Below are 21,741 nucleotides of genomic sequence, written 5' to 3' on the forward strand. Positions count from 1 at the left end.
GCTAGCGGGGCGCCACTACGCCCTCGCGGCGATCGTCGGCCCCGCCATCCCATGCCCAGCCGTCCGGCCCTAGCCGCCACAGGCCGCCGTGCAGGCCCGAATTCTCGCTGGCATTGGGCCGCAATCGCAGGTCCCGCTCCATCAAGGCCGCCTGAAGCTCGGGCGAGAACCGCTCGGTGTCCGCCCCCAGCCCAGACCCGCGCGCCACCAGATTGGGCAGGTCAAAGGCGTCCTGCACGCCCAGGCCCCAGTCGAGGGTGCCGATCAGGGCCTTGGCGTTATAGGCTAGGATCGACGACCCGCCGGGCGAGCCCAGCCCCCCGACCAGCCGCCCCTCGCGGTCGAAAATCAGCACCGGCGACATTGAGGACCGCGGCCGCTTGCCGCCCGCCACGGCATTGGCCACCGGGCGCCCCAGATCATCGACGGGCTCGAAAGAGAAATCGGTCAGCTGGTTGTTCAGGAAAAAGCCGCCGCTCATCCGGCCCGAGCCGAACACGCTCTCGACCGTGGTCGTCATGCTGACGGCATTGCCCCACTGGTCGACGATGAAGAAGTGCGAGGTTCCAGCGGGCTCGGTCGTGGCGTCGGTGCCGACCGCGACGATGCCGGGCGGGTTGCCGGCCTCCGCCGCGCCGGTCAGGCCGGGTACCAGGGCGGCGCGTTCGGCAACATAGCCCGGGTCCAGCAGGCCTGCGACCGGCACATAGACGAAATCCGCATCGGCCACATAGCGATCCCGGTCAGCGTACATCAGCCGCTGCAGCCGGGCGAAGGCGACCCAGGCACCTGCGTCGTCCGGGCCGGCTGATACGTCCGGCACATGCTCGGCCATGGCCAGCAGCTGCAGCAGGGACACCCCGCTGGACGGCGGCGGCGGCACACAGACCACATAGATCCGGTAGGGGCGGCACAGGGCTTCGCGCACCTTCGGCTGATAGCCGGCCATATCTTCCAGCGTCAGGGCCCCGGGGCGCGGGGCTTCGGCGACCGTTTCGACAATCCCCTCGGCGAGCGGGCCCTCATACAGGGCGCGCGGCCCGTCGGCAGCCAGCACGCGCACCGTTTCGGCATAGGCCGGATTGGTCAGCACATCGCCCGTCTGCACACGCTGTCCGTCGGCCCCGGTGAAATAGGCATTGGCCCAGTCGCTGCGGGCCTGTCCGCGCGTCGAGGCGATGAAGCCGCCCAGCCGGGGGCTGATCTCGAACCCGTCCTCGGCCAGTCGTTCGGCCTCGCCGAACAGATCCGCCCAGGACAGCCGACCGTGCCGCTCGTGCGCCAGGCCCAGCATGGCCACCGCCCCCGGCACGCCGGTCGAGCGCCCCGACATGACGGCGTCGGCAAAGCCCAGCGGCTTGCCGTCCTGCCAGAACAACTCGGGCGTGGCCGCAGCAGGGGCGGTCTCGCGCCCGTCATAGACGGTGACCGCGCCGCTTTCGGCGTCGAACCACATCATGAAGGCGCCGCCGCCCAACCCCGACGACTGCGGCTCGACCAGGCCCAGAACCGCCTGCACCGCCACCGCTGCATCGGCTGCCGTGCCGCCCCGGTCCAGCACCGCCATACCGGCCGCCACCGCATGCGGATTGGCCGCCGAGACGAACGGCCCGACGGCCTTCGGCGCATCCGACGCGACCGGGGCGGCCGGGTCGACCGGCCGGGCCTCCGGCTGCATCGCACAGGCGGCCCCGATCAGCAGCAGGCCAGGCAGGGCGACGGCAAACAGGGGGCGCAGGAGGTTCGACACAGGCATGAACAGGGACAGGTCCGTTGCGACATTGCGGGGAGTTCGATCCGGCCTAGCCCATTTTGGCCCGCCGTTCGACGATGACTTGCCCGCCAGTCAGATTCTCGGCGTTTCAGGAGCTCACAGGTCTTGCGCCGATGAAACCGAGGGGCTAGAGAACCGCCCCTGCCCCGCAAGGGTCAGATCCGCACCCGTAGCTCAGCTGGATAGAGCACCAGACTACGAATCTGGGGGTCGGGCGTTCGAATCGCTCCGGGTGCGCCATTTTCCTTCAATCACTGTGTTGAACCGCTCCACGGTCCCGAGCTGGCTGGCGCGCGCCTAGGTCCCCGGCTGGATGTAGGGGATGCGGCCGAACCAGGCGCGTTCGGTGCCGCGGGGGTCGTTCTCCATCCGGGGCGGCCGGTCCAGGATCAGGGTCTCGCGGCGCGCCAGCGAATACGGCGTCCAGTCCGGCAGGCCGGCGCCATTGGGATCGCCGGTCGCGGCATAGCGGGCGACGAAGCCGCTCATCCGGTCGGCCATGTCCTGTGCCTGTGGCCCGATGACGCCCGATTCCTCGGCGGCCAGGGTGTCGAACACCAACGGAATGTCCGATGTGTGAAAGGCCCCGCTCCGGCCATCCGGCAGGCGGGCGGGCCAGTCCAGCTGATAGACCCGGGCCGGGCTGCCCTGCCGCGCGCGTTCCTCGGCCTCGATCACCGCGGCGCGCCAGGACCGGCCAGCGGTGGTGGCCCGGATCAGCACCTCATCCGGCGACATCTGCGGATAGAGGTCGCGGTAAAAGGCGATCACCTGTTCCGGCGCCACATCGATGCGCATCTGCGAGGGCGTCAGCCGCGCGGGCAGGCTGTCCCACGTCAGGTCGCGATTGGCCGGGTCATTGCCCAGAAACGCCAGCGTCTCCTCGCGGGTATTGCCGATGATCATCGGAATGTCGGCCGAGAGGGCAGGGGCATCGGGATAGAAGGGGTGGCGGGTCAGCACCCGGTCATCCAGCACCGGCCCGAAATAAAGACTGCCGCCCAGGATCGGATCCTCGGCCCGGGTCGCCTCGATAAGGCGCTCGACCGGCAGGGTGCGCAGCTGGCCGATCTGGCCGGGCGCGAGGCCCAGCGCGTCCAGCCAGACCTCCGCCCGGCGGGTGGCGTTCAGTGGGCCCGAGGCGGTGACCTGCTGGCCGCTCATGGTCATGACCCGGTGGAACAGGCCCCGCGCCTGCGGCATGGCCATCAGGGTGGCGATCTTGGCCCCGCCGCCGGACTGCCCGATCAGGGTCACGCGTGACGGGTCTCCGCCAAAGGCCGCGATACTGTCGCGCACCCATTCCAGCGCCAGCACCAGATCCAGCTGGCCCAGATTGCCGCTGTCTTCAAAGCCGGGGATGCCGTGGGCCTCCGCCAGACGCGCCAGATAGCCATATCCCAGCGCGTTCAGCCGGTGGTTCAGCGTCACCACCACCAGACCCTGCCGCCGCGCCAGCCGCGCGCCGCTCGTGAGGGGGCTGGAGCCAGAGCCGGTCGCATAGGCGCCGCCGTGGATATAGACGACGACCGGGCGCGGTTGCTCGACGCGGGCCGGCGTCCAGACATTCAGGCGCAGGCAGTCCTCAGAGGTTGCCCCGGCCTCGGCCCGCTGGGGGGCAGAGGGGCCATAGGCGGTGGCCTCGAACGGTGTGGTCCAGGGCGCGGGCGGGACCGGCGGGGCGAACCGCCGGGGGCCGGTATCGGCGCCGTAGGGGATGCCGAGGAAGGCGCGTGCGCCGTCATCCACAAATCCTTGCACCGGGCCATGGCGAGTTTGCGCGCGCGGAGGCCCCCGATCACGACCGATGGCCAAGCCGGGCAGCGAGGCGGCCAGTCCTGCGCCGATCAGCACCCCCCGACGCGAGGTCCAGGGTCCGCCCCGCTGTGCCATGTTGTATCCCCCCACCGTCCGGAGACGGAGGCTGTCACGGCTACACGAGGGCATCAATACGGGGGCAGCAATCGATCTGTCGTCAGTTACCCGCGCAGGCGGCCCGGTTTCCGCGTTCGCAGGCCGCGACCTGATCGCGCCAGCGGGCCTGGCGGGCTTCGGCTGCGGCCACCTCGGCGCGGTATTCGGCCATGCGGGTCTCATAGGCGGCCCGTTCGCGCGCGGCCTCGGCCTCGATTTCGGCAATCCGCGCCGCGCGTTCAGCGACGGCCGCTTCATAGGCGGCGCGGCCCTGGGCCTCGATGGCGTCGGCGCCCTCAAGCTGGGTCAGCACCCGGGCATTCAGACGTTGGGTTTCGTCATTGCCCGTATCCTGTTCGGCGACGGGGTCCTGCGCCGGCGGGCGAGCGGGGTCTTGCAGAACGGGGTTGCCCAGTATCAGGACGGCAGAAAGGGTCACAAGCGTAATCATAGGGTCCTCCGAAGGAACACTCATACGCCATCGGAAACGGTCAAGCCTGTGAAAGTTTCCTCATGGAGGCTCAGGCGTTCAGCACCAGTTCGAAAACCGTGCCCTGCGGTCCGGTCGACACCAGCCGCAGCGTCCCGCCCTGGGCCTCGGCCAGCTCACGCGAAATGGTCAGTCCCAGACCCGACCCCTCCCGCCCGGCGCCCGTGACAAAGGCCTGGAACAGCCGCTCCTCGACGCGCGGGGGGATGCCCGGGCCATTGTCTTCCAGCCGGATGTGGACACGGGTGCCCCGGGCTTCGGCGGCGACCTTCAGGCGCGGCGGGCGGGTACCGCTGACGGCCTCGGGCGTGTCGCTCAGGGCCTGGCGGGCATTCCGCATCAGATTGACGAGGATGCGGTGCAGCTGGTCCGGGTCGGCGGTCACGGCCAGCCGCGCGGGCAGGGCGCGGACCAGTTTGATGTCGCTGTGCTCCAGCCCGGCATCCTGGGCGGCGGCGGTGACGGCGGGCCCCAGAGGCACGCGGCGCAGTTGCGGCTCGGGCTCTTCGGTCTTGCCATAGTCCAGCACATTACGGGTCAGGGCCGTGGCCCGGCCCAGCGCCCGCTCCAGCCGGGGCAAGGCGCGCGCCACCGCGGGGTCGGCGGAGTCGGCCATCCGGTCCGAGGCGATCTGGGCGGCGCTCAGCATGTTTCTGAGGTCGTGGTTGATCTTGGCCACCGCCTCGCCGAGTGCGGCCAGACGAGCGCGAGAGCGCAGGGCCAGCCGCACCTCGCCCTGCATGCGGGCCAGTTCGCGCTCGACCTGACCGATCTCGTCACGGCGGTTGGAGGGGGTCTCGGGGTCGGACTCAGGATCGCCGGCAAAGCGCTCGATCGAGCGCGTCACCCGGTTCAGCGGCCGCAGCACCAGCACCGCCAGCGCCGCATACAGCATCAGACCCGCCAGTCCCGCGACCAGAACGGCAGTGATCAGGCTGTTGACCAGGGTGGCGCGCAGCTCCTGCTTCAGCGGCTCGGCGGGCGCGAGGATTTCCACATAGTCGCCCGAGCGATAGCGCGGCCGGGCCTGCACCCGGATCGAGCGGTCGGGGTGTCCGAACAGGGTGCGCCAGGGCTCGACCACCCGCGCCCAGGTGCCCCGTCCCCTCAGGTCGATGACATCGGGCGTGCGTGGCAGATTGGGTGCTTGCAGCAACAGGCGGCGCACCCCCTGATCGCCGACCACCACGGCCTGGACGCCGCCGATGGTCATCAACTGTTCGGCTACCTCATCATCGACCATACTGTAGGGCAGGGCCTCGACGGCCGTGGAGGCCAGCTCGGCCGCCTGCAGCCGGTCGCGCAGCCAGCGCTCGTGAAAACTCGCGGCATTGGGTACGATGATCAGGGCGCCGACGGCGAAGGTGAATATCACGGTCAGCAGCAGCAGGCGGAAGGCAAGCCCCGAGATGACCCGGGGCTCCGGTCGTGCCGCGACAGGCGCATCGGCGCGCGCCTTCAGGGCCGTCAGGGGCTTCACCGCCCAGCGATAGACCCGGTCCGCGGTCGCCGTCATGCCATCCTCTTCTGGCGACGCTTGTACCACGCCTGACCGCCCTTGATCATCAGCGGCAGGAGGATCGACAGAAAGGCCACCCCCATCAGAGGCCAGAAGAATTTCGAGACCAGCATGTTCAGGTCCGGCTGAACCCCCTGCTGCAACAGGTCGCCCAGCCCCGATCCAATCCAGGTGTAGATGTAGGTCGAGGGCAACAGGCCCAGAAAGGTCGCAGCGATATAGGGGCGCAGCGGGGCGGCGACCATGCCGGCCGTGGCATTGATCAGCACGAACGGCACACTGGGGATCAGGCGCAGGGTCAACAGGGTGACAAAGGCATTGCGGTCGATGCCGGTGGCGATCTTGTGCATCATGCCTGCATCCGCCTCGAATTTGGCGCGCAGCCAGGTGCCGATGGCGCTGCGATACAACATATATATGGCGATCGAGCCCAGCGTCGCTCCGGTCGCCTGGGCCAGCGCCCCGACCAGCGGTCCGAACATCATGCCCCCCAGCAGCGTCAGGAACACCGGGCCCGGAATGGTGCTGGCGGTGGCCAGGGCATAGACGGCGATGAAGATGATCAGCGCCAGCAGGAATTGCTCGGCGGCAAAGGCCTGAAGATTCAGCCCGTGCTCGCGCAGCATCTCCATCGACAGATACTTGTTCCAGCCCATGGCAAAGGCCAGAATGACCAGCGCCGCCAGCGCCAGGATGGGCGACAGGCGCAGGGCCCAGTCGCGAGCCGAGCGGGGTGTGTGACTGCTCACCGCCGCCTCGGCCACCGGTGGAAGGGCGGAATCCATCCCCGGCACGGCCTCGGGATCAGCAGGAATTCGGGGCTCAGTCATGGCTCCACGGTCTCTTTCTGGGGCCCGGTAGCACGCCGACGGCGTTGACACCCGCGCCCCGGGGTCTTATACGCCCGCCCTCCTGCGGTGGACGCCATCAAGTCTGCCGCGTCACTGCTAGATATATGGAGCCGACCGTGAAGCGGACCTATCAGCCGTCGCGACTCGTACGCAAGCGCCGTCACGGTTTCCGTTCGCGGATGGCCACGAAGAACGGTCAGAAGATCGTTCAGCGCCGTCGCGCCAAGGGCCGTAAGCGCCTGACCGCCTGATGCGTCGGGTCTCTCCGTCCGGAGAGACCATGTGGCCATGACCCGCATTGAACGCCTTACTTCGCGGCCCCAGTTTCTGGCGGCCGCGAAAGGCATGTCTGAAGCCCGGGGCGGTGTCGTGGTCCAGAGACGCGACCGGGGCGACGGCGACCCGCTGATCGGTGTGGGCTTTACGGCGACGCGCAAGGTCGGCGGGGCCGTGATCCGCAACCGCGCGAAACGCCGTCTGCGCGAGGCGGCGCGCCTTTTGATCCCCGAACTGGGACGGCCTGGATCCGACTATGTGCTGATTGCGCGCATGGGCACGGTGGACCGTGCATGGCCACGTTTGCTTGACGATGTGAAATGGGCCCTTACAAGGCTCGCGACCCCGCGCCCGCCGCGGCCGGATGCGCCCGTCGGGCCTTCGGCCTCGCCTGCGCCCTGAATTCTCCGCCAGACCAGGCCAGGACTGCCGATCCATGAACCTCGACAACAATCGGAACACGATCATCTTCATCGTGGTCACGGTGATTTTCCTGTTCGCCTATCAGGCCTTTGTGCTCCAGCCCCAGGCGGATCAGCGCAAGGCGGCTCTCGATGCCCAGCGCGAAACCGTGGCAGAGCAGAGCCAGCCGGGCGTCGCCCTGCCGACCGACTCCGGCGACATCCCGGCCAACCCGCCCGTCTTCATCACCGACCGCCAGGCGGCCCTTGCCGGCGCCAGCCGCGTGGCCATCGAGACCGATACGCTGAAGGGCTCCCTGTCGCTGGAAGGCGGCAAGATCGATGACCTGTTCCTGCTGGGCTATGACCAGACGCTGGGCTCGGACCAGCCGGTCGAGCTGTTCCGGCCGCAGGGCATGGAATATGCCTATTTCGCCCAGTTCGGCTGGTTGGGCACCAACGTCGCCGGCGGCGTTCCCGGGCTGAACACGCCCTGGCGGCTGACGTCGGGCGAAACCCTGACGCCCGCCACGCCCGTTACCCTGACCTGGGACAATGGTCAGGGCCTGCGCTTTACCCGCGTCATCTCGATCGATGAGCAATATCTGTTCACCATTACCGACACGGTCGCCAACTTCAGCGCCCAGCCGATCACGCTGGCGCCGTATGGCTCGGTCCAACGCCAGGGCGTGCCGCCGACGCTGGGCCGCGAAATGATCTCGCACGAGGGCGCTATCGGCACCTTTGGTGAGAACGGCGGCTATTCGACCGAGCAGCACAAATACAAGGACTGGGCCAAGAAGCCTCCGATCCGCAAGGAATCGACCGGCGGCTGGCTGGGCATCACCGACAAATTCTGGCTGGCCGCGCTGATCCCGGATCAGGGCGAGTCCATCGAGGCCGAGTTCCGCACCCGCGAGCAGGGCAATGTCACGTCCATGCAGGCCAATATGCTGGGCGAGGCCGTGACCATCCAGGCGGGCCGTCAGATCACCGAGACCCGCCACCTGTTCGCCGGCGCCAAGCGCAACGAAATCCTCAAGAGCTATGAGGAGCAGCTGGACCTGCCGCGCTTCATCTATGCGATCGACTGGGGCTTCCTGTTCTTCCTGACCCGCCCGATCTTCCTGATCGTCGACTTCTTCTATGGCGTGCTGGGCAATTTCGGACTGGCCATCCTGGCCCTGACCGTGGTCGTCAAGCTGGTCATGTTCCCGCTGGCCAACAAGGCCTATGAGAGCATGTCCAAGATGCGCAAGCTCCAGCCCAAGATGGAGGAGATCAAGAAGAAGCACGAAGGCGACGTGCAGAAGCAGCAGCAGGAAACCATGGCGCTGTATCAGCGCGAGAAGATCAATCCGCTGGCGGGCTGTATCCCGATCCTGATCCAGATCCCGGTCTTCTATGCCCTCTATAAGGTGCTGTTCGTCACCATCGAGATGCGCCACGCGCCCTTCTTCGGCTGGCTGCAGGACCTGTCGGCACGCGATCCGTCCAACATCTGGAACCTGTTCGGCCTGATCCCGTGGGATCCGGGCAGCCTGCCCCTGCTGGGGGGTCTGCTGGTGGGCACGCTGGGCCTCGGCATCCTGCCGATCTTCTACGGCCTGACCATGTGGCTGCAGATGGCCATGAACCCGCCGCCGCCCGACCCGATGCAGCGCAAGATCTTTGCCTTCCTGCCGTTCGTCTTCACCTTCATCATGGCGCCGTTCGCGGCCGGCCTGCTGGTCTACTGGGCGTGGAACAACATCCTGTCGATCCTGCAGCAGTACATCATCATGCACCGCTTCAAGGCCGAGAACCCGATCGACAGCTTCATCGACCGCTACTTCAAGAAGAAGGCCGCGTGACCGACTTCACCGAGGAAGAGCTGGAGACCGCGCGGGTGCTGTTCGCGCGGCCCGCCACCTTCATCATGGGCTGCGCCAGGATCGAGCAGCTGCCGCCGCCCGACTGGCCCGAGATCGCCTTCGCCGGTCGCTCCAACGTCGGCAAGTCCAGCCTGATCAATGCCCTGGTGGGCATGAAGGGTTTGGCCCGCGCCTCGAACGAGCCGGGCCGCACGCGCGAGGTCAATTTCTTCGAGCTGGACGGGCGCATGCGTCTGGTCGACCTGCCGGGCTATGGCTGGGCCAAGGCGTCCAAGGGCGAGGTCAAGCGGTTCCAGAACCTGGGCCGGGATTACCTGCGCGGCCGGGTGACGCTGAAGCGGGTCTATCTGCTGATCGATGCACGCCACGGGCTGAAGGCGGTCGATACCGAGGCGCTCGACGCCCTGGATCTGGCCGCCGTCAGCTATCAGATCGTGCTGACCAAGGCCGACAAGCTGAAGTCGGGCGAGGGCGAAAAGCGGGTCGCCGAAACGCTGAAGGCCATCGCCAAACGCCCGGCCGCCTATCCGCACGTGGCCCTGACCTCATCGGAAAAGGGCACCGGCATGGCGGAGCTGCGCGCCTTCGCCATGACCGCTGCCGAGGTTACGCCTTAAGCGGCCCGGCGGGCAGCGACAGGGCCAGATCGATCAGCGCGACCAGCGTCCCCTCAGCCCCCTCCAGCGCCGTCTCCAGCCGCGTACAGGCCACCAGAACCCTAGCTGCCTCGCGCACCGCTGCTGCCTCATGCGTCTCGCCCAGCCGATCGCGCTCCAGAAAGCGCCAGCCACTGTCCGGCGCATGGGCCCGGATCAGGTCCCAGCGGGCCCCCGCATCCAGATCATCGGCCAGCCGCGTCCAGCGTTTGGCCTTGGGCCCCTTGCGGTAAAAACCGGCCTTTGTCGGCAGGTCATGGGCCCGATAGACCGCCAGAGCCGACGCCCTCAGCGCCGCCAGCCGCGCGGTCGGGGAACGGTCAGTCAAGGTTGAGAGCGCTGGTGACCGAGACGTCATAGACCACCCGCGTCACGCTCTGGACCAGTTCGAAGAACTCGCGCAGCTCGGTCGATCCCGCGCGCGGCACAAACACCAGATCATCCGGCCGGATCTCGAAATCCGAGGCGACGAACATCCCGTAAGGTCCCGACAGATCGAGCCGATAGACCACCGGCACCCCGCGCGGGCTGGGCGGCTGGCTCAGACCCAGGGCGCGAGCCACCGCCGGGCTTTCAAAGCGGAACACCAGCACCGACCGGGCATCGGCGGTATTCGGGTTCGGACCGCCGGCGCGGGCCAGCGCCGCCGCCAGCGTCAGCGATCCGGGGCCCATCTCGGCCTGCGACACCGCCCCCAGCGCGCCCATGACGCTGTAGCGACGCGGCCGGTATTCCAGGCTGACCCGGTCGCCCGGTGCCAGCCGCACATTCTGGTCGAAACGGGTGGTGACGGCGCTATAGGGCGCGCGCCAGGTGGTCTGGCCGCGGCTGACCAGCACCTCGATCTCCTCGGGGCTGCGCGACGGCCCGCCGCTGGCGGCGATGACATCCAGCAGCCGGTCGCGGCTGACCGACAGGGGCACCCGGCCCGGTGTGCGCACCTCGCCCAGCACCGTCACCCCGGTAGAGGGGGCTTCAGCGCGCGCGACTGTGACCTGCGGATTGCCGACCCGCCCGATCAGGGCCCGGCGCACGGCGGACCCGGCCTCGGCGACGGTCAGGCCCTCGACCGCGACGATTCCGGCAAAGGGAATCTGGATGGTGCCGCTGTCGGCGACCACGGCCATGGGCAGGGTCTGGCTGGCGCCTTGCACCGTACCGCCGCCGCCGCGGGCGCCGAACAGGGCTCCGCTGGGCTCATAGATTGAGACCGACAGCGTATCGCCGACCCCGATCCGGTCGAGCGGCGCCGTGCTCTCGGCCCCGGCCAGCGACGCGGTCGCGTCCACCGGGACGGCTCTCAGCATCTGGCTGACGCCGGCGTCCAGCTCGACCACGGCATAGCTCTGGTCGCCCGCATGGCCGTTGACATCACGCGCCGACGGCCCCTCGACCGGCAGGGTGGAGCATCCGGCCAGCGCCAGGGCGGACAACAGGGCAGGGAGGGCAAGACGTCGGGCCATGCGTCTGACTTACCGGCGTTTCAAAGGGTGCGCCAGTCGCGCCTGACCGGCTGCGCGGTCAGATACCGGGCTTCATCCCCAGCGCCTCGGCCACGATCTGGAAGTGGCTGCTCCAGCTGGGCGGCTTGTAGGGCGCGGGCTGCCCGTCGCCGCGCGCGGCCCGGTCCAGCGCCTTCAGCCAGCCGGGACCGTCCAGCGGGTCGATCAGTTTCGCCTTGGGTACCAGTTCGCGGTGCGCGGCAATATCCGAGGCGATCAGGGGCACCCCCATGGCCATGGCTTCGACTGCGGGCAGATCGAACCCTTCGACCGCCGAAGGGGCCACCACCCCGCGCGATCCCCGCATCAGCCGCGACAGGGCCGCGTCCGGCAGCTCGGACGCCTGATGCACCAGCCCCTGCAGCGGCGGCGATCGCTCCAGATGGTCCATGACGGACTCATTCTCCCAACCATTCCGGCCGATCAGGACCAGGGCCGGGGTCTCGCCCCCTCTCAGCTCTTCCAGACGCCGCCACAAGGTCAGCAGGAAGGTCAGGTTCTTGCGCGCCTCGACCGTGCCGACATGGACGAAATACGGGCGCTCGGCGGGCCGCCAGCCGGGCTCCGCGAACGGCGGCTCCAGCCCCAGATGCGCGACCACCACGGTCGGTGTCGCCAGCCCCTCCCGCTCGGCAAACGCCTTGAGCACCTTGGCGGTCGTGTCGGAGTTCACCACCAGCACCGACCCCTGCTTCAGGGCCAGACGCATCCGCGTGCGATGCCGTCCGCCCTCGCCCGGCCGGCAGTATTCCGGGTGGGTGATGGGGATCAGGTCATGCACCATCAGCACCGAACGGGCCCCGTCCTCCGCCAGCTTCGCCAGCAGGCGCGGACTGGTCAGGCCGCTGTGGCCGACATTGACGTACAATGTGCCCCGGCTGACCTCGGGCAGGGCGCGCGACATCAACAGCCGCGTCATCGCCTGCCGCCGGGGTTCACGCTCGCGGCTGACGGGGCCAGAGAGCGAGCGCGCCCCGCGCGGCCGGGCCAGCAGGTCGGTCAGGGTGCGCTCGGCCTCGCCCACACCATTACCGGTCCACCGCTCACGCAGGGAGGCCGCGAGTTCACCGAACCATTTCCGGTCCAGCGCCGTCAGGTGATCGCCCCGGCTGCGCACCGGGACGAAGCGCACATCGGGGTGGCCCATCAGCCATTCGGCATAGGCCAGACAGACGCGGTCCACCCCCGTGGGGGTCGTGCGCCCGCTGCGCTGCAATAGACGCCCGGCATCAAACAGGACGGTGCGGGCCATCCCCTCAGGCCACCCGGGCGTAAAGCGCGCTCAGGCGTGCCTGATAGGCCTCGGGGCTGAAGACCTCCGCCTGAACCCGGCCGCGTGCCGACAGATCGGCGGCCAGATCATCATCGGCGTCCAGCGCCCGGATCTGCGCCGCGATGGCCGCCGTATCATAGGGATCGGCCATCAGGGCGGCATCGCCGGCAACCTCGGGCAGGGAGGCGGCGGTCGAGGTCACGACCGGCGTGCCCAGCGCCATCGACTCCAGCACCGGCAAGCCGAACCCCTCATAGATCGACGGGAACAGGGTGCCCCGCGCCCCCCGGATCAGATCGACCAGCAGCGAGAACGGCAGGAAATCGTACAGGCGGATGCGCTTCTCGCGGGCCTTCTTGGTCCGCCGGATCTGGTGCATCAGGGCGGTCTCGTCCTCGTCCAGCCAGGCGCGGCCCCCGACGACGACCAGCGGCCGCGTCGAACCCGAGGTCAGATAGGCCTCGACGATCCGGCCCAGATTCTTCTTGGGCTCGATGGCCCCGAAATAGAGGTAATAGCCCTTCCAGCCTAGCTGGTGGACGCTGGCCAGTTCTGCGGCCACGGTCTCGTCGGACTTGGCCAGCAGGCGGGGTGGGATGCCGACGGACTGCCAGGTGACGCTGATCCGGTCTTCCTCGACGCCCAGAATGTCGATGACATCGCGCTTGGTCGCCTCGGACACCACGGCGATGTGGTCGGCCTTTTTCGCGATCTGCCGGCACAGGCCCAGGAACAGCCGCTTGTTGTCCAGCGTGGTGTGCGGCAGACGCAGCGGGATCAGATCGTGGATCGTATAGATGTTGGGCACCCCCCGCGCCTGACAGGGCAGGGCGGTCGTCCAGTGCATCACATCCGGCCGGGCGACGGCCTCGTGCGAGCGAAAGCTCAGGGGCGTGAACACCCTGTCCGCAGCAAAGGCCCGGTTGGCGGTCGAAAACAGCCGGGGCGAACTCCAGTAGGCCGAGGCCACAGGCCGCCCACCTCCGCGCGACGGCCAGATGACCGTGTCGCTGGGCGCAATGCCCGTCGCCGTCTTGCCCAGCCGCGCCGTCAGCGTCTCGATCTTGCGCCGCAGCGGCCGGTCGCGCGGCGTGTGGGCGTCGATCAGGGCGATCTCGTTCAGGATCGGCCGCTTCTTGTTGATCGCCGCGTTGGGACCATACAGGACCTGGGTGTCCAGCCCGGCGTCATTCAGATTCCGCAGCAGGTTGCGCCCATAGGTGGCGATCCCCGTGCCCTTGGCCATGCCGATGTTGAAGCCGTCGATACAAACACGGGTCATGTCAGGAGACGTAGCCCGCCTGCATCAGTTCGGCGAGGTGGATAATCGCCACCGGCCGGTCGTCCTCGACCACCAGCAGGGTCGAGATTCGGTTCTGCGTCAGGATGTCGACGGCGTCGCTCATCCGGGCGTCGGGCGACACCTGTTTGGGGCTGGCGCTCATCAGATCACCGGCGGTCAGGTCCTTCAGCGAGGTCGGCTCGTGGCCAAAGGCGCGGCGCACATCGCCGTCGGTGACGATCCCGGCCAGGCGCCCGTCGGCCTCGACCACGGCGGTGGCGCCCTTCATTCCCTCGGTGATGGCCGAGATCACCTCGGCAAAGGGGGTGTCGCGCGTGACCGTCGCGACCTTGCGTGGGCGGTCGCCCATCCAGTCGCGCACGCTCTGCAGGCCCATGCCCAGCTTGCCGCCCGGGTGGTGCAGGCCAAAGGCCTCGGCCGAGAACCCGCGCCGCTCCATCAGCACCATGGCCAGGGCATCGCCCAGCGCCAACGTCATCAGGGTCGAGGTGGTCGGCGCCAGATTGTTGGGACAGGCCTCGGCCACCTGCGGCAGCTGCAGCAGGACGGCGCTGTTGCGGCCGAGGAAGCTCTGCGGCCGCTGGGTCATGCCGATCACCGGAATGCCGCGCCGCTGGCAGAAGATCAGCGGATCGCGCAGCTCGCGGCTCTCGCCCGAATTGGAGATGGCCAGCAGGGTGCAGTCATCGCGCAGCATGCCCAGGTCCCCGTGGCTCATCTCGGCCGGGTGGACGAAGAAGGCATTGGTGCCGGTCGAGGCCAGGGTCGCCGCCAGCTTGCCGCCGATGTGGCCGGACTTGCCCATGCCGGTCACCACCAGATAGCCGGGTCGCGACAGGATCACGGAACAGGCGCGCGCCACGCTGTCGTCCAGCCCGTTCTCCAGCGCTTCCAGCGCCTCGCGGTTCAGCCGGATCACCCGGCGCGCGTAATCGGTAATGGCCTGGGTGGTGTCGGCATCGAAGGGGGGCTGGGTCATGTCACGCGCGTCAGATCGGCCGTCATCGGCCCGCCGGATAGGAAGCCGCAGGATGTGCCGCATCCCGCCTCGTTTCACAATGCCGGACCCTGCCTCTCAGATCCCTGAGCCCGGCGGTTTGACCTGACCGCAGTTAGGCGACAACCTTTGCCGCAGCGGGGCGTTAGCAGCACCGCAACCCCGAGCCGACCATCTTCCTCCCCCGTTGGATGGTCTCTCCCGAGACTGCGGGCACCCGTTCCGGCGTAGCCCCGTGCCATGAGAAAGATCCGACCCGACCTGATGACTGCCGTGATCGCCCCGACCGACCCCCGAGACCTCGCGCCACCCCCGGCGCCGGCGTCCCTGATCCGGAACCGGGGGCCGCTGGCCCTGTTCCTGGATCTCGACGGTGTGCTGGCCCCGATTGAATCCCGGCCCGAGGATGTCGTCCCTGATCCGCGTCGCTCGCGCCTGCTGGACGCCCTGATCGCGGCGTTGGACGGGCGGGTGGCGGTGCTCAGCGGGCGAGCGCTGGCCGATGTCGACCGCATTCTGGAAGGCCGCGTGGTCCCGGTCGCCGGGGTGCATGGTCTGGAGCGCAGGGCAGCTGACGGACAGGTCGAGAGCCGCGGGGCCGAGGCCGATGTGGCGCTGGCGGTCGAAGGGCTGACCCAGACCCTCAGCGCCCAGATCGCCGACGGTGTCGAGATCGAGAACAAGGGGGTCGGCGTCGCCGTCCACTACCGCAATGCGCCGGATCGGGCCGCCGACGTCCGCCACGCCACGACAACGCTTGCCCGGGATCACGGCCTGCATCTTCAGCCCGGCCATATGGTCGTCGAGCTGAAAGGGGGCGACACGGACAAGGGTCGGGCATTGGCCGCCTTTCTGGCCGAACCGCCCTTTGCCGGCGCGCGTCCCGTCATGATCGGCGACGATCGCACCGACGAAGCTGCCTTTCGCGCGGCCGAGGCGGCGGGCGGGTTCGGTATTCTGGTCGATCCCCGCTGGGTCAGTGCCGCGCGTTATGGTCTGGCGGATACGCGGGCCGTCAGTGACTGGCTGACGCAACTGGCCGAGGCCGCCCAATGAAGCCCTCCGTCGATCTTGCCCCCATCGGTAACTGCGCCGTCAGTGCCCTGATCGATCGTCAGGGGCGCTATGTCTGGGCCTGTGCGCCCCGCTTCGACGGCGACCCGCTGTTCTCGGCCCTGATGGACGGCAGCGATCCGGAGCATGGCTTCTGGGACATTGTGCTGGAAGACCAGGTCAGCGCCGAGCAGGACTATGTGCGCAACACACCGATTCTCCGCACGATTCTCCATGCGGTCGATGGTTCGGCCCTCGAGATCATCGACTTCTGCCCCCGCCATGCGCATCAGCAGCGCACCTATCGTCCGCTGGCCTTTGGCCGGTTGATCCGGCCCCTGTCCGGGACGCCCCGGATCGCCATCCGTCTCAGGCCTGCCGCCGATTGGGGCGCGCGGAGGGCGGACAGCACCCGCGGTTCCAATCACATCCGCTATCTGTGCACCGGCGCCACCTTCCGCCTGACGACCGACTGCCCGGTCAGCCATATCGTCAATGAGCGGGTGTTCCGGCTCGAAAAGCCGATGGCCTTCTTCTTCGGGCCCGACGAAGCCTACGATCAGGACGTGGGCCCGGGACTGATCGCCGCGCGGGACCGCACGGTGGCCTACTGGCAGGAGTGGGTGCGCAAACTCTATCTGCCGCTCGACTGGCAGGAGGCGGTGATCCGCGCCGCCATCACCCTGAAACTGTGCGCCTATGAGGAAACCGGCGCCATCGTCGCGGCCCTGACCACCTCCGTGCCCGAATTCCCCGGCAGCGGCCGAAACTGGGACTACCGCTACTGCTGGATCCGCGACGCCTATTACACCGTGCGCGCCCTGAACCGCCTCGGCGCCGTCGACATTCTCGAGAACTACCTCGTCTATCTCCGCAACCTGGTCGACCAGGCCGACGGCGGCCACGTCCAGCCGGTCTATGGCGTCGGCCTGGAAGAGAATATCGACGAACGGATCACGGAGACGGTCGAGGGCTATCGCGGCATGAAGCCGGTGCGCGTCGGCAATCAGGCGCGCGAGCATCTGCAACACGATGTCTACGGACAGATTGTCCTGCCGCTGGTGCAGGCCTTCTACGACCAGCGGATGATCCGGCCGGGCACGCTGGAGGACTTCCACGCCCTCGAGCGGGTCGGCCAGCGCGCCTTTGAGATGCACGACCAGCCCGATGCCGGCCTGTGGGAGTTCCGCACCTTTGCCCGGGTCCACACCTATTCCGCCGTCATGTGCTGGGCGGCCTGCGACCGGCTGGCCAAGGCCGCGCTTCATCTGAAGCTCAAGGATCGCGCCGCCGACTGGGCCGACAAGGCGCGTATCATCCGTGAACGGATCGAGGCCGAGGCCTATCTGGAGGGGGAGGGCCATTTCGCCGCCAGCTTCGGCGGCACAGAACTGGATGCGTCGCTGCTGCAACTCACCGACGTCGGCTTCCTGCCCCTCAACGACCGGCGCATGGCCCGCACCTTTGAGGTGATCGAGCGCGATCTGAAGAAGGGTCCCTTCCTGTTCCGCTATGTCGAGCCCGACGACTTCGGCGAGCCCGAGACGGCGTTCAACTTCTGCACCTTCTGGTTCATCGAGGCCCTGCATCAGAACGGTCGCGACGAGGAGGCCCGAGCTATCTTCGAGGAAATGCTGGCCCGCAGAACCCATGCCGGCCTGCTCAGTGAGGATATCGCGGTCGAGTCCGGAGAGCTGTGGGGCAACTATCCCCAGACCTATTCCCTGGTCGGTATCATCAACTGCGCCATCCTGCTCAGCCGTTCGTGGACGGACGTCCGATGAGCCGCCTGATCGTCGTCTCGAACCGCGTCTCGGCGCCCACAGACCCGTCGGCGGGCTCGGCCGGCGGGCTGGCCATGGCCCTGTCTGCGGCGCTGCGAAAGTATGATGGCCTTTGGTTTGGCTGGTCCGGCAACACCACGCCGGTCTGGAAACCCGAGGCCCAGATCGAGGACCGGGCCGGCGTCACCGTCGCCCTCGTCGATCTGGAGCCCCAGGACGTCGACGAATATTACAACGGCTATGCCAACAAGACCCTGTGGCCCCTGTTCCACCACCGGGTAGACCTCTCGGCCTATGAGCGCTCCTTCGGCGAGGGCTATGAGCGCACCAATGACCGGTTCGCCGAGGCGCTGGCCCCGCTGATCCAGCCCGACGACCTGATCTGGATCCACGACTATCACATGATCCCGCTGGCCCGGGACCTCAGGCGGCGCGGCATCAAGAACCGGATCGGCTTCTTCCTGCACACGCCCTGGCCGGTACGGCAACTGCTGGTGACGCTGCCCTATCACCGGCGGCTGGTGGAATCGCTGTTCGACTTTGACCTGCTGGGCTTTCACACCCGCGAGTGGCTGGACCTGTTCCGGGACTATGTGGCGTCAGAGCCCGGCATCCATGGCCGCCTTCTGCCCAATGATGCCCTGATGGCCTTCGGGAAGACCGTCCAGACCGGCGTCTTTCCGATCGGCATCGACGTCGATGCCTTCGTCGAGGCGCGGAACTCTGCGCTCGGCATCCGCACCTATGACCGGATGGCGGCGTCGGCGGCCTTTCGCTCGATGATCGTCGGGGTCGACCGGCTGGACTATTCCAAGGGACTGGAGCAGCGGCTGCTGGGCTATGAGCAGTTCCTCAAGGACAAGCCCGAACAGCGCGGCAAGGTCTTCCTGTTGCAGGTCACGCCCCTGTCCCGCGACGACGTCGATGCCTATCAGGACATCCGGAGCCGTCTCGACAGCCTGGCCGGGCACGTCAATGGCACCTATGGCGATGTCGACTGGCAGCCGGTCCGCTATCTGAACCGCACCTACCGGCGTGACCAGTTGGCCGGCATCTATCGCGCCGCCCGCGTTGGCCTGGTGACGCCCCTGCGCGACGGCATGAATCTGGTCGCCAAGGAATATGTCGCGGCACAGGACCCCGAAGACCCGGGCGTGCTGATCCTGTCGCGCTTTGCCGGGGCCGCCGAGGAGATGACCGAGGCCCTGCTGATCAATCCCTTCAGCCGCGAGGAAATTTCCGACGCCCTCAGCCGCGCGCTGGCCATGCCGCTGGCCGAGCGTAAGGACCGCTGGCAGGCCCTGATGCAGGTCGTGCGCGATTCCGACGTCGCCCTGTGGCGCGACATGTTCGTCGCAACCCTGCAAGCGATCCCGACAGGCGGGGCGAAACCGGTGCCCGAGGTCTAGTAAATCTCGAACAGGCCGGCCGCGCCCATGCCGCCGCCGACGCACATGGTGACGACGCCGTATTTGGCCCCGCGGCGCTTGCCCTCGATCAGCACATGGCCCGTCATGCGCGCGCCCGACATGCCGTAGGGGTGGCCGATGGAGATGGCTCCGCCCGAGACGTTCAGCCGGTCATTGGGAATGCCCAGTTTGTCGCGGCAGTACAGGACCTGCACGGCGAAGGCCTCGTTCAACTCCCAGATGCCGATGTCATCGACGGTCAGGCCATGGCGCTTCAGCAGCTTCGGCACGGCAAACACCGGCCCGATGCCCATTTCGTCCGGCTCGCAGCCGGCCACGGCCATGCCGACGTAGCGGCCGAGCGGCGTCAGGCCGCGCTTTTCCGCGTCCCTGGCCTCCATAAGGACCGAGGCCGAGGCCCCGTCCGACAACTGGCTGGCGTTGCCGGCCGTGATGAAGCGGCCCGCTTCGATCTTTTCGCCGCCGCCGAACACGGGCTTGAGCGATGACAGGCCTTCCAGCGTGGTCTCCGGGCGGTTGCCCTCGTCCTTCGAGAGGGTCACTTCTTTCGAGGATGTCTGGCCCGTGGCCTTGTCCATCACCTGCATGGTGGTGGTCATGGGCACGATCTCGGCGTCCAGATAGCCGGCGGCCTGGGCCGCGGCGGTGCGCTGCTGGGATTGCAGGGCGTACTCGTCCTGAGCCTCGCGCGAAATGCCATAGCGGTCGGCGACCACCTCGGCGGTTTCCAGCATTGACATATAGATGTGCGGCGCCTGCTTCAGCAGCGCCTCATCCTTGAAGCGATACAGGTTCATATGCTGGTTCTGGACGAGGGAAATGCTCTCCAGCCCGCCGCCGACGGCGACCGTCTGGCCGTCGACCATCACCTGTTTGGCCGCCGTGGCGATGGCCATCAGGCCCGAGGCGCACTGCCGGTCCAGGCTCATGCCCGCGACACTGGACGGAAGGCCGGCTGCCAGCGCGATCTGACGCGCGACATTGGTCGAGGTCGAGCCCTGCTGCAGGGCCGCGCCCATCACCACATCCTCGATCTCGGCGGGATCGACGCCCGCGCGTTCGACCGCATGGCGCACCGCATGGGCACCAAGTTGCTGCGCCTGGGTGTCGTTGAAGGCCCCGCGATAGGCGCGACCGATCGGGGTGCGGGCGGTCGAGACGATGACGGCTTCACGCATCTGCGATGCTCCTTCTTTGTAGGGCGCTATCGCTCGCCTCGCGGAGGCTCGCTGCTTGAGCGCGGGTTATTCCAAATCTGTACGCGCCTGCCGCGACGTCAAGACAAGGCTTTTGGCGCCTCAAGCCGTGAGCCGCCGCGCGGCGAACATAGGCGCGCGCCGTCAGGCGCCCAAGGCTTTCTGCAGCTTGCCCAGTTCGATCATGCCCTGGGCTGCACCCATCTCCGGCACGATCTCGTCCGAACGGTCCGAGATATCGCCAAAACGGGCCGCAACCTGTTCGCGGGCGTCGGCGCCGGTCGCACGGATGCCCTGCGTCAGGGTCACATAGGCGCGCTCGAACCCGCCGGCCCCGGCGGCCAGGATACAGCGGGTGGGCGCGTCCTCGCTGACCAGATGCACCAGCCCCGGCGACACCAGTTCCGGCCCCAGTTGATCCAGCGGCAGGGCCGCGCCCAGATCCTCGGTCATACGGGTATGGGCCGTGGGCGCCAGACAGTTTACGCGGATATCGTTCTTGGCGCCCTCGATCGACAGGGTTTGCATCAGCCCGACCAGTGCCATCTTGGCGGCACCATAGTTGGACTGGCCGAAATTGCCGTACAGGCCGGAGGAGGAGGTCGTCATGACGATGCGGCCATAGTTCTGCAGGCGCATGATCTCCCACACGGCCTTGGTGCAGTTCACCGCCCCCATCAGATGGACGTCCACGACAAAGCGGAAATCGTCCAGATTCATCTTGGCAAAAGACTTGTCGCGCAGCACGCCGGCGTTGTTGACCAGAATATCGACGCGGCCCCAGCGCTCCATGGTCCGCGCCACCATGGCCTCGACGGCGGCATAGTCGGTGACCGAGGCGCCGTCGGCCATGGCCTCGCCGCCCAGGGTCTCGATTTCCTTGACCACGTCCTCGGCAGCGGTCAGCGATCCGCCGGTGCCGTCGCGGGCACCGCCAAGATCATTGATGACAACCTTTGCGCCCCGTTCAGCCAGCGCCAGGGCATGGCAACGGCCCAGTCCGCCGCCCGCGCCGGTGACGATGGCCACCCTTCCGTCCAGTTCCTGCCGCATCCGGGCGTCTCCCCTAATGGTGAATGGCCTCTCCTAGCAGGAGATTGGCGCCCCGAAATGGGGATTTGTGTTGAAATCGGGCCACAGTCGCGCCACCGATGCGTCAATTCCGGAACTCGAACAGCATAATCCCGTTCGATGCTTGGAGCCGCCCGTGTAAGCAGGGGCACACTGTCAAGTTTGACGATCAGAATTTAGAGGGATGAGCATGAAGGTAAAACTTCTCGCCAGCGTCGCCGCAGCCGGCCTTTTCGCCGCAGGTGCGGCTTCGGCTGAGCCGAATGGCTGGTATGGCGCGGTAGACGCGGGTTGGCACAAGGCCAACGACGTTTACGGCTTCGACACGGCCCGGCCCAATGGCTATGACTTCGAGGTCAAGGAAGGCTGGGCGGCGT

Annotated in this window: 19 protein-coding genes, 1 tRNA gene and 1 pseudogene; 9 read left to right on the top strand and 12 right to left on the bottom strand. The window is 67.8% G+C overall.

What is annotated here, in order from left to right:
• Nucleotide 1: 1 nt before the first annotated feature.
• On the bottom strand, nt 2–1,756 hold the full coding sequence (locus tag EG854_RS10440; protein ID WP_123288061.1) for a gamma-glutamyltransferase family protein: 1,755 nt from the start codon (nt 1,754–1,756) through the stop codon (nt 2–4).
• A gap of 181 nt (nt 1,757–1,937) precedes the next feature.
• On the opposite strand from EG854_RS10440, the gene EG854_RS10445 reads away from it, so the two are divergent.
• A tRNA-Arg gene (locus tag EG854_RS10445) sits at nt 1,938–2,014 on the top strand.
• 57 nt (nt 2,015–2,071) lie between these two features.
• Here the strand turns inward: EG854_RS10445 and EG854_RS10450 are convergent.
• The 4 genes from EG854_RS10450 to EG854_RS10465 all read right to left on the bottom strand — a co-directional run bounded on the left by EG854_RS10450 (nt 2,072) and on the right by EG854_RS10465 (nt 6,527).
• Nucleotides 2,072–3,667 carry a carboxylesterase/lipase family protein gene (locus EG854_RS10450; protein WP_123288062.1) on the bottom strand — a complete coding sequence of 532 codons (1,596 nt, stop codon included), beginning with the start codon at nt 3,665–3,667 and terminating at the stop codon, nt 2,072–2,074.
• A gap of 82 nt (nt 3,668–3,749) precedes the next feature.
• Nucleotides 3,750–4,139, bottom strand: a complete 390-nt coding sequence (locus EG854_RS10455; RefSeq protein WP_123288063.1) for a hypothetical protein — start codon at nt 4,137–4,139, stop codon at nt 3,750–3,752.
• 70 nt (nt 4,140–4,209) lie between these two features.
• Entirely contained in the window at nt 4,210–5,694 is a 1,485-nt protein-coding gene (locus EG854_RS10460) for a sensor histidine kinase (RefSeq protein WP_123288064.1), read from the bottom strand.
• Complete coding sequence (locus EG854_RS10465; protein WP_241153212.1) at nt 5,691–6,527, bottom strand: TVP38/TMEM64 family protein; 837 nt, start codon at nt 6,525–6,527, stop codon at nt 5,691–5,693. Before EG854_RS10465 ends, EG854_RS10460 begins: the two co-directional genes overlap by 4 nt.
• 137 nt (nt 6,528–6,664) lie before the next feature.
• Here EG854_RS10465 and rpmH point away from each other — a divergent pair, with 137 nt between their 5' ends.
• Genes rpmH through yihA form a run of 4 tightly spaced genes read left to right on the top strand, consistent with a single transcriptional unit; the run spans nt 6,665 to nt 9,716 of the window.
• Nucleotides 6,665–6,799 (top strand): 50S ribosomal protein L34, encoded by a 135-nt coding sequence (gene rpmH, locus EG854_RS10470; protein WP_123288089.1) that lies wholly within the window; start codon nt 6,665–6,667, stop codon nt 6,797–6,799.
• A 37-nt stretch (nt 6,800–6,836) separates the two neighbouring features.
• Complete coding sequence (locus EG854_RS10475) at nt 6,837–7,226, top strand: ribonuclease P protein component (protein ID WP_123288090.1); 390 nt, start codon at nt 6,837–6,839, stop codon at nt 7,224–7,226.
• 34 nt (nt 7,227–7,260) lie between these two features.
• On the top strand, nt 7,261–9,078 hold the full coding sequence (gene yidC / locus EG854_RS10480) for a membrane protein insertase YidC (protein WP_123288066.1): 1,818 nt from the start codon (nt 7,261–7,263) through the stop codon (nt 9,076–9,078).
• Entirely contained in the window at nt 9,075–9,716 is a 642-nt protein-coding gene (gene yihA / locus EG854_RS10485; RefSeq protein WP_123288067.1) for a ribosome biogenesis GTP-binding protein YihA/YsxC, read from the top strand. The genes yidC and yihA overlap by 4 nt, the downstream gene beginning before the upstream one ends.
• Here the strand turns inward: yihA and EG854_RS10490 are convergent.
• From EG854_RS10490 to EG854_RS10510, 5 genes are read right to left on the bottom strand one after another with little or no spacing between them, the layout of a single operon-like run.
• On the bottom strand, nt 9,706–10,083 hold the full coding sequence (locus EG854_RS10490) for a hypothetical protein (RefSeq protein WP_123288068.1): 378 nt from the start codon (nt 10,081–10,083) through the stop codon (nt 9,706–9,708). The two genes, yihA and EG854_RS10490, sit on opposite strands and share 11 nt — an antisense overlap.
• A complete protein-coding gene (locus tag EG854_RS10495) occupies nt 10,076–11,218 on the bottom strand; it encodes a polysaccharide biosynthesis/export family protein (protein WP_123288069.1) in 1,143 nt (380 codons plus the stop codon). Before EG854_RS10495 ends, EG854_RS10490 begins: the two co-directional genes overlap by 8 nt.
• A gap of 58 nt (nt 11,219–11,276) precedes the next feature.
• Nucleotides 11,277–12,509 (bottom strand): glycosyltransferase family 4 protein, encoded by a 1,233-nt coding sequence (locus EG854_RS10500; protein WP_123288070.1) that lies wholly within the window; start codon nt 12,507–12,509, stop codon nt 11,277–11,279.
• A gap of 4 nt (nt 12,510–12,513) precedes the next feature.
• A complete protein-coding gene (locus tag EG854_RS10505; RefSeq protein ID WP_123288071.1) occupies nt 12,514–13,812 on the bottom strand; it encodes a glycosyltransferase family 4 protein in 1,299 nt (432 codons plus the stop codon).
• A gap of 1 nt (nt 13,813) precedes the next feature.
• A complete protein-coding gene (locus tag EG854_RS10510) occupies nt 13,814–14,812 on the bottom strand; it encodes a KpsF/GutQ family sugar-phosphate isomerase (RefSeq protein ID WP_123288091.1) in 999 nt (332 codons plus the stop codon).
• A 258-nt stretch (nt 14,813–15,070) separates the two neighbouring features.
• Here EG854_RS10510 and otsB point away from each other — a divergent pair, with 258 nt between their 5' ends.
• The 3 genes from otsB to EG854_RS10525 are packed head-to-tail and all read left to right on the top strand — an operon-like array spanning nt 15,071 to nt 19,076.
• Nucleotides 15,071–15,886, top strand: coding sequence for a trehalose-phosphatase (gene otsB / locus EG854_RS10515; RefSeq protein WP_241153213.1), 816 nt, complete (start codon nt 15,071–15,073; stop codon nt 15,884–15,886).
• Nucleotides 15,883–17,667: a glycoside hydrolase family 15 protein gene (locus EG854_RS10520; protein WP_123288073.1), complete on the top strand. Its 1,785-nt coding sequence runs from the start codon at nt 15,883–15,885 to the stop codon at nt 17,665–17,667. Before otsB ends, EG854_RS10520 begins: the two co-directional genes overlap by 4 nt.
• On the top strand, nt 17,664–19,076 hold the full coding sequence (locus EG854_RS10525) for an alpha,alpha-trehalose-phosphate synthase (UDP-forming) (RefSeq protein ID WP_123288074.1): 1,413 nt from the start codon (nt 17,664–17,666) through the stop codon (nt 19,074–19,076). Before EG854_RS10520 ends, EG854_RS10525 begins: the two co-directional genes overlap by 4 nt.
• Here the strand turns inward: EG854_RS10525 and EG854_RS10530 are convergent.
• Together EG854_RS10530 and EG854_RS10535 are read right to left on the bottom strand one after the other, a co-directional pair.
• A complete protein-coding gene (locus tag EG854_RS10530) occupies nt 19,073–20,275 on the bottom strand; it encodes an acetyl-CoA C-acyltransferase (protein ID WP_123288075.1) in 1,203 nt (400 codons plus the stop codon). The two genes, EG854_RS10525 and EG854_RS10530, sit on opposite strands and share 4 nt — an antisense overlap.
• Before the next feature lie 162 nt (nt 20,276–20,437).
• Nucleotides 20,438–21,346, bottom strand: coding sequence for an SDR family NAD(P)-dependent oxidoreductase (locus tag EG854_RS10535; protein WP_123288076.1), 909 nt, complete (start codon nt 21,344–21,346; stop codon nt 20,438–20,440).
• A 208-nt stretch (nt 21,347–21,554) separates the two neighbouring features.
• Here EG854_RS10535 and EG854_RS10540 point away from each other — a divergent pair.
• Nucleotides 21,555–21,741: pseudogene (locus EG854_RS10540) on the top strand (cell envelope biogenesis protein OmpA); the annotation flags it as partial.

The organism is Brevundimonas halotolerans (assembly GCF_003730275.1).
Taxonomy (GTDB): Bacteria; Pseudomonadota; Alphaproteobacteria; order Caulobacterales; family Caulobacteraceae; genus Brevundimonas; species Brevundimonas halotolerans.

Bases quoted from the DNA above. Each gene is read 5' to 3' on its own strand.
- EG854_RS10440 (WP_123288061.1), bottom strand. From the start codon at position 1,756: ATGCCTGTGTCGAACCTCCTGCGCCCCCTGTTTGCCGTCGCCCTGCCT.
- EG854_RS10450 (WP_123288062.1), bottom strand. From the start codon at position 3,667: ATGGCACAGCGGGGCGGACCCTGGACCTCGCGTCGGGGGGTGCTGATC.
- EG854_RS10455 (WP_123288063.1), bottom strand. From the start codon at position 4,139: ATGATTACGCTTGTGACCCTTTCTGCCGTCCTGATACTGGGCAACCCC.
- EG854_RS10460 (WP_123288064.1), bottom strand. From the start codon at position 5,694: ATGACGGCGACCGCGGACCGGGTCTATCGCTGGGCGGTGAAGCCCCTG.
- EG854_RS10465 (WP_241153212.1), bottom strand. From the start codon at position 6,527: ATGACTGAGCCCCGAATTCCTGCTGATCCCGAGGCCGTGCCGGGGATG.
- EG854_RS10475 (WP_123288090.1), top strand. From the start codon at position 6,837: ATGACCCGCATTGAACGCCTTACTTCGCGGCCCCAGTTTCTGGCGGCC.
- yidC (WP_123288066.1), top strand. From the start codon at position 7,261: ATGAACCTCGACAACAATCGGAACACGATCATCTTCATCGTGGTCACG.
- EG854_RS10495 (WP_123288069.1), bottom strand. From the start codon at position 11,218: ATGGCCCGACGTCTTGCCCTCCCTGCCCTGTTGTCCGCCCTGGCGCTG.
- EG854_RS10500 (WP_123288070.1), bottom strand. From the start codon at position 12,509: ATGGCCCGCACCGTCCTGTTTGATGCCGGGCGTCTATTGCAGCGCAGC.
- EG854_RS10505 (WP_123288071.1), bottom strand. From the start codon at position 13,812: ATGACCCGTGTTTGTATCGACGGCTTCAACATCGGCATGGCCAAGGGC.
- EG854_RS10510 (WP_123288091.1), bottom strand. From the start codon at position 14,812: ATGACCCAGCCCCCCTTCGATGCCGACACCACCCAGGCCATTACCGAT.
- otsB (WP_241153213.1), top strand. From the start codon at position 15,071: ATGAGAAAGATCCGACCCGACCTGATGACTGCCGTGATCGCCCCGACC.
- EG854_RS10520 (WP_123288073.1), top strand. From the start codon at position 15,883: ATGAAGCCCTCCGTCGATCTTGCCCCCATCGGTAACTGCGCCGTCAGT.
- EG854_RS10525 (WP_123288074.1), top strand. From the start codon at position 17,664: ATGAGCCGCCTGATCGTCGTCTCGAACCGCGTCTCGGCGCCCACAGAC.
- EG854_RS10530 (WP_123288075.1), bottom strand. From the start codon at position 20,275: ATGCGTGAAGCCGTCATCGTCTCGACCGCCCGCACCCCGATCGGTCGC.
- EG854_RS10535 (WP_123288076.1), bottom strand. From the start codon at position 21,346: ATGCGGCAGGAACTGGACGGAAGGGTGGCCATCGTCACCGGCGCGGGC.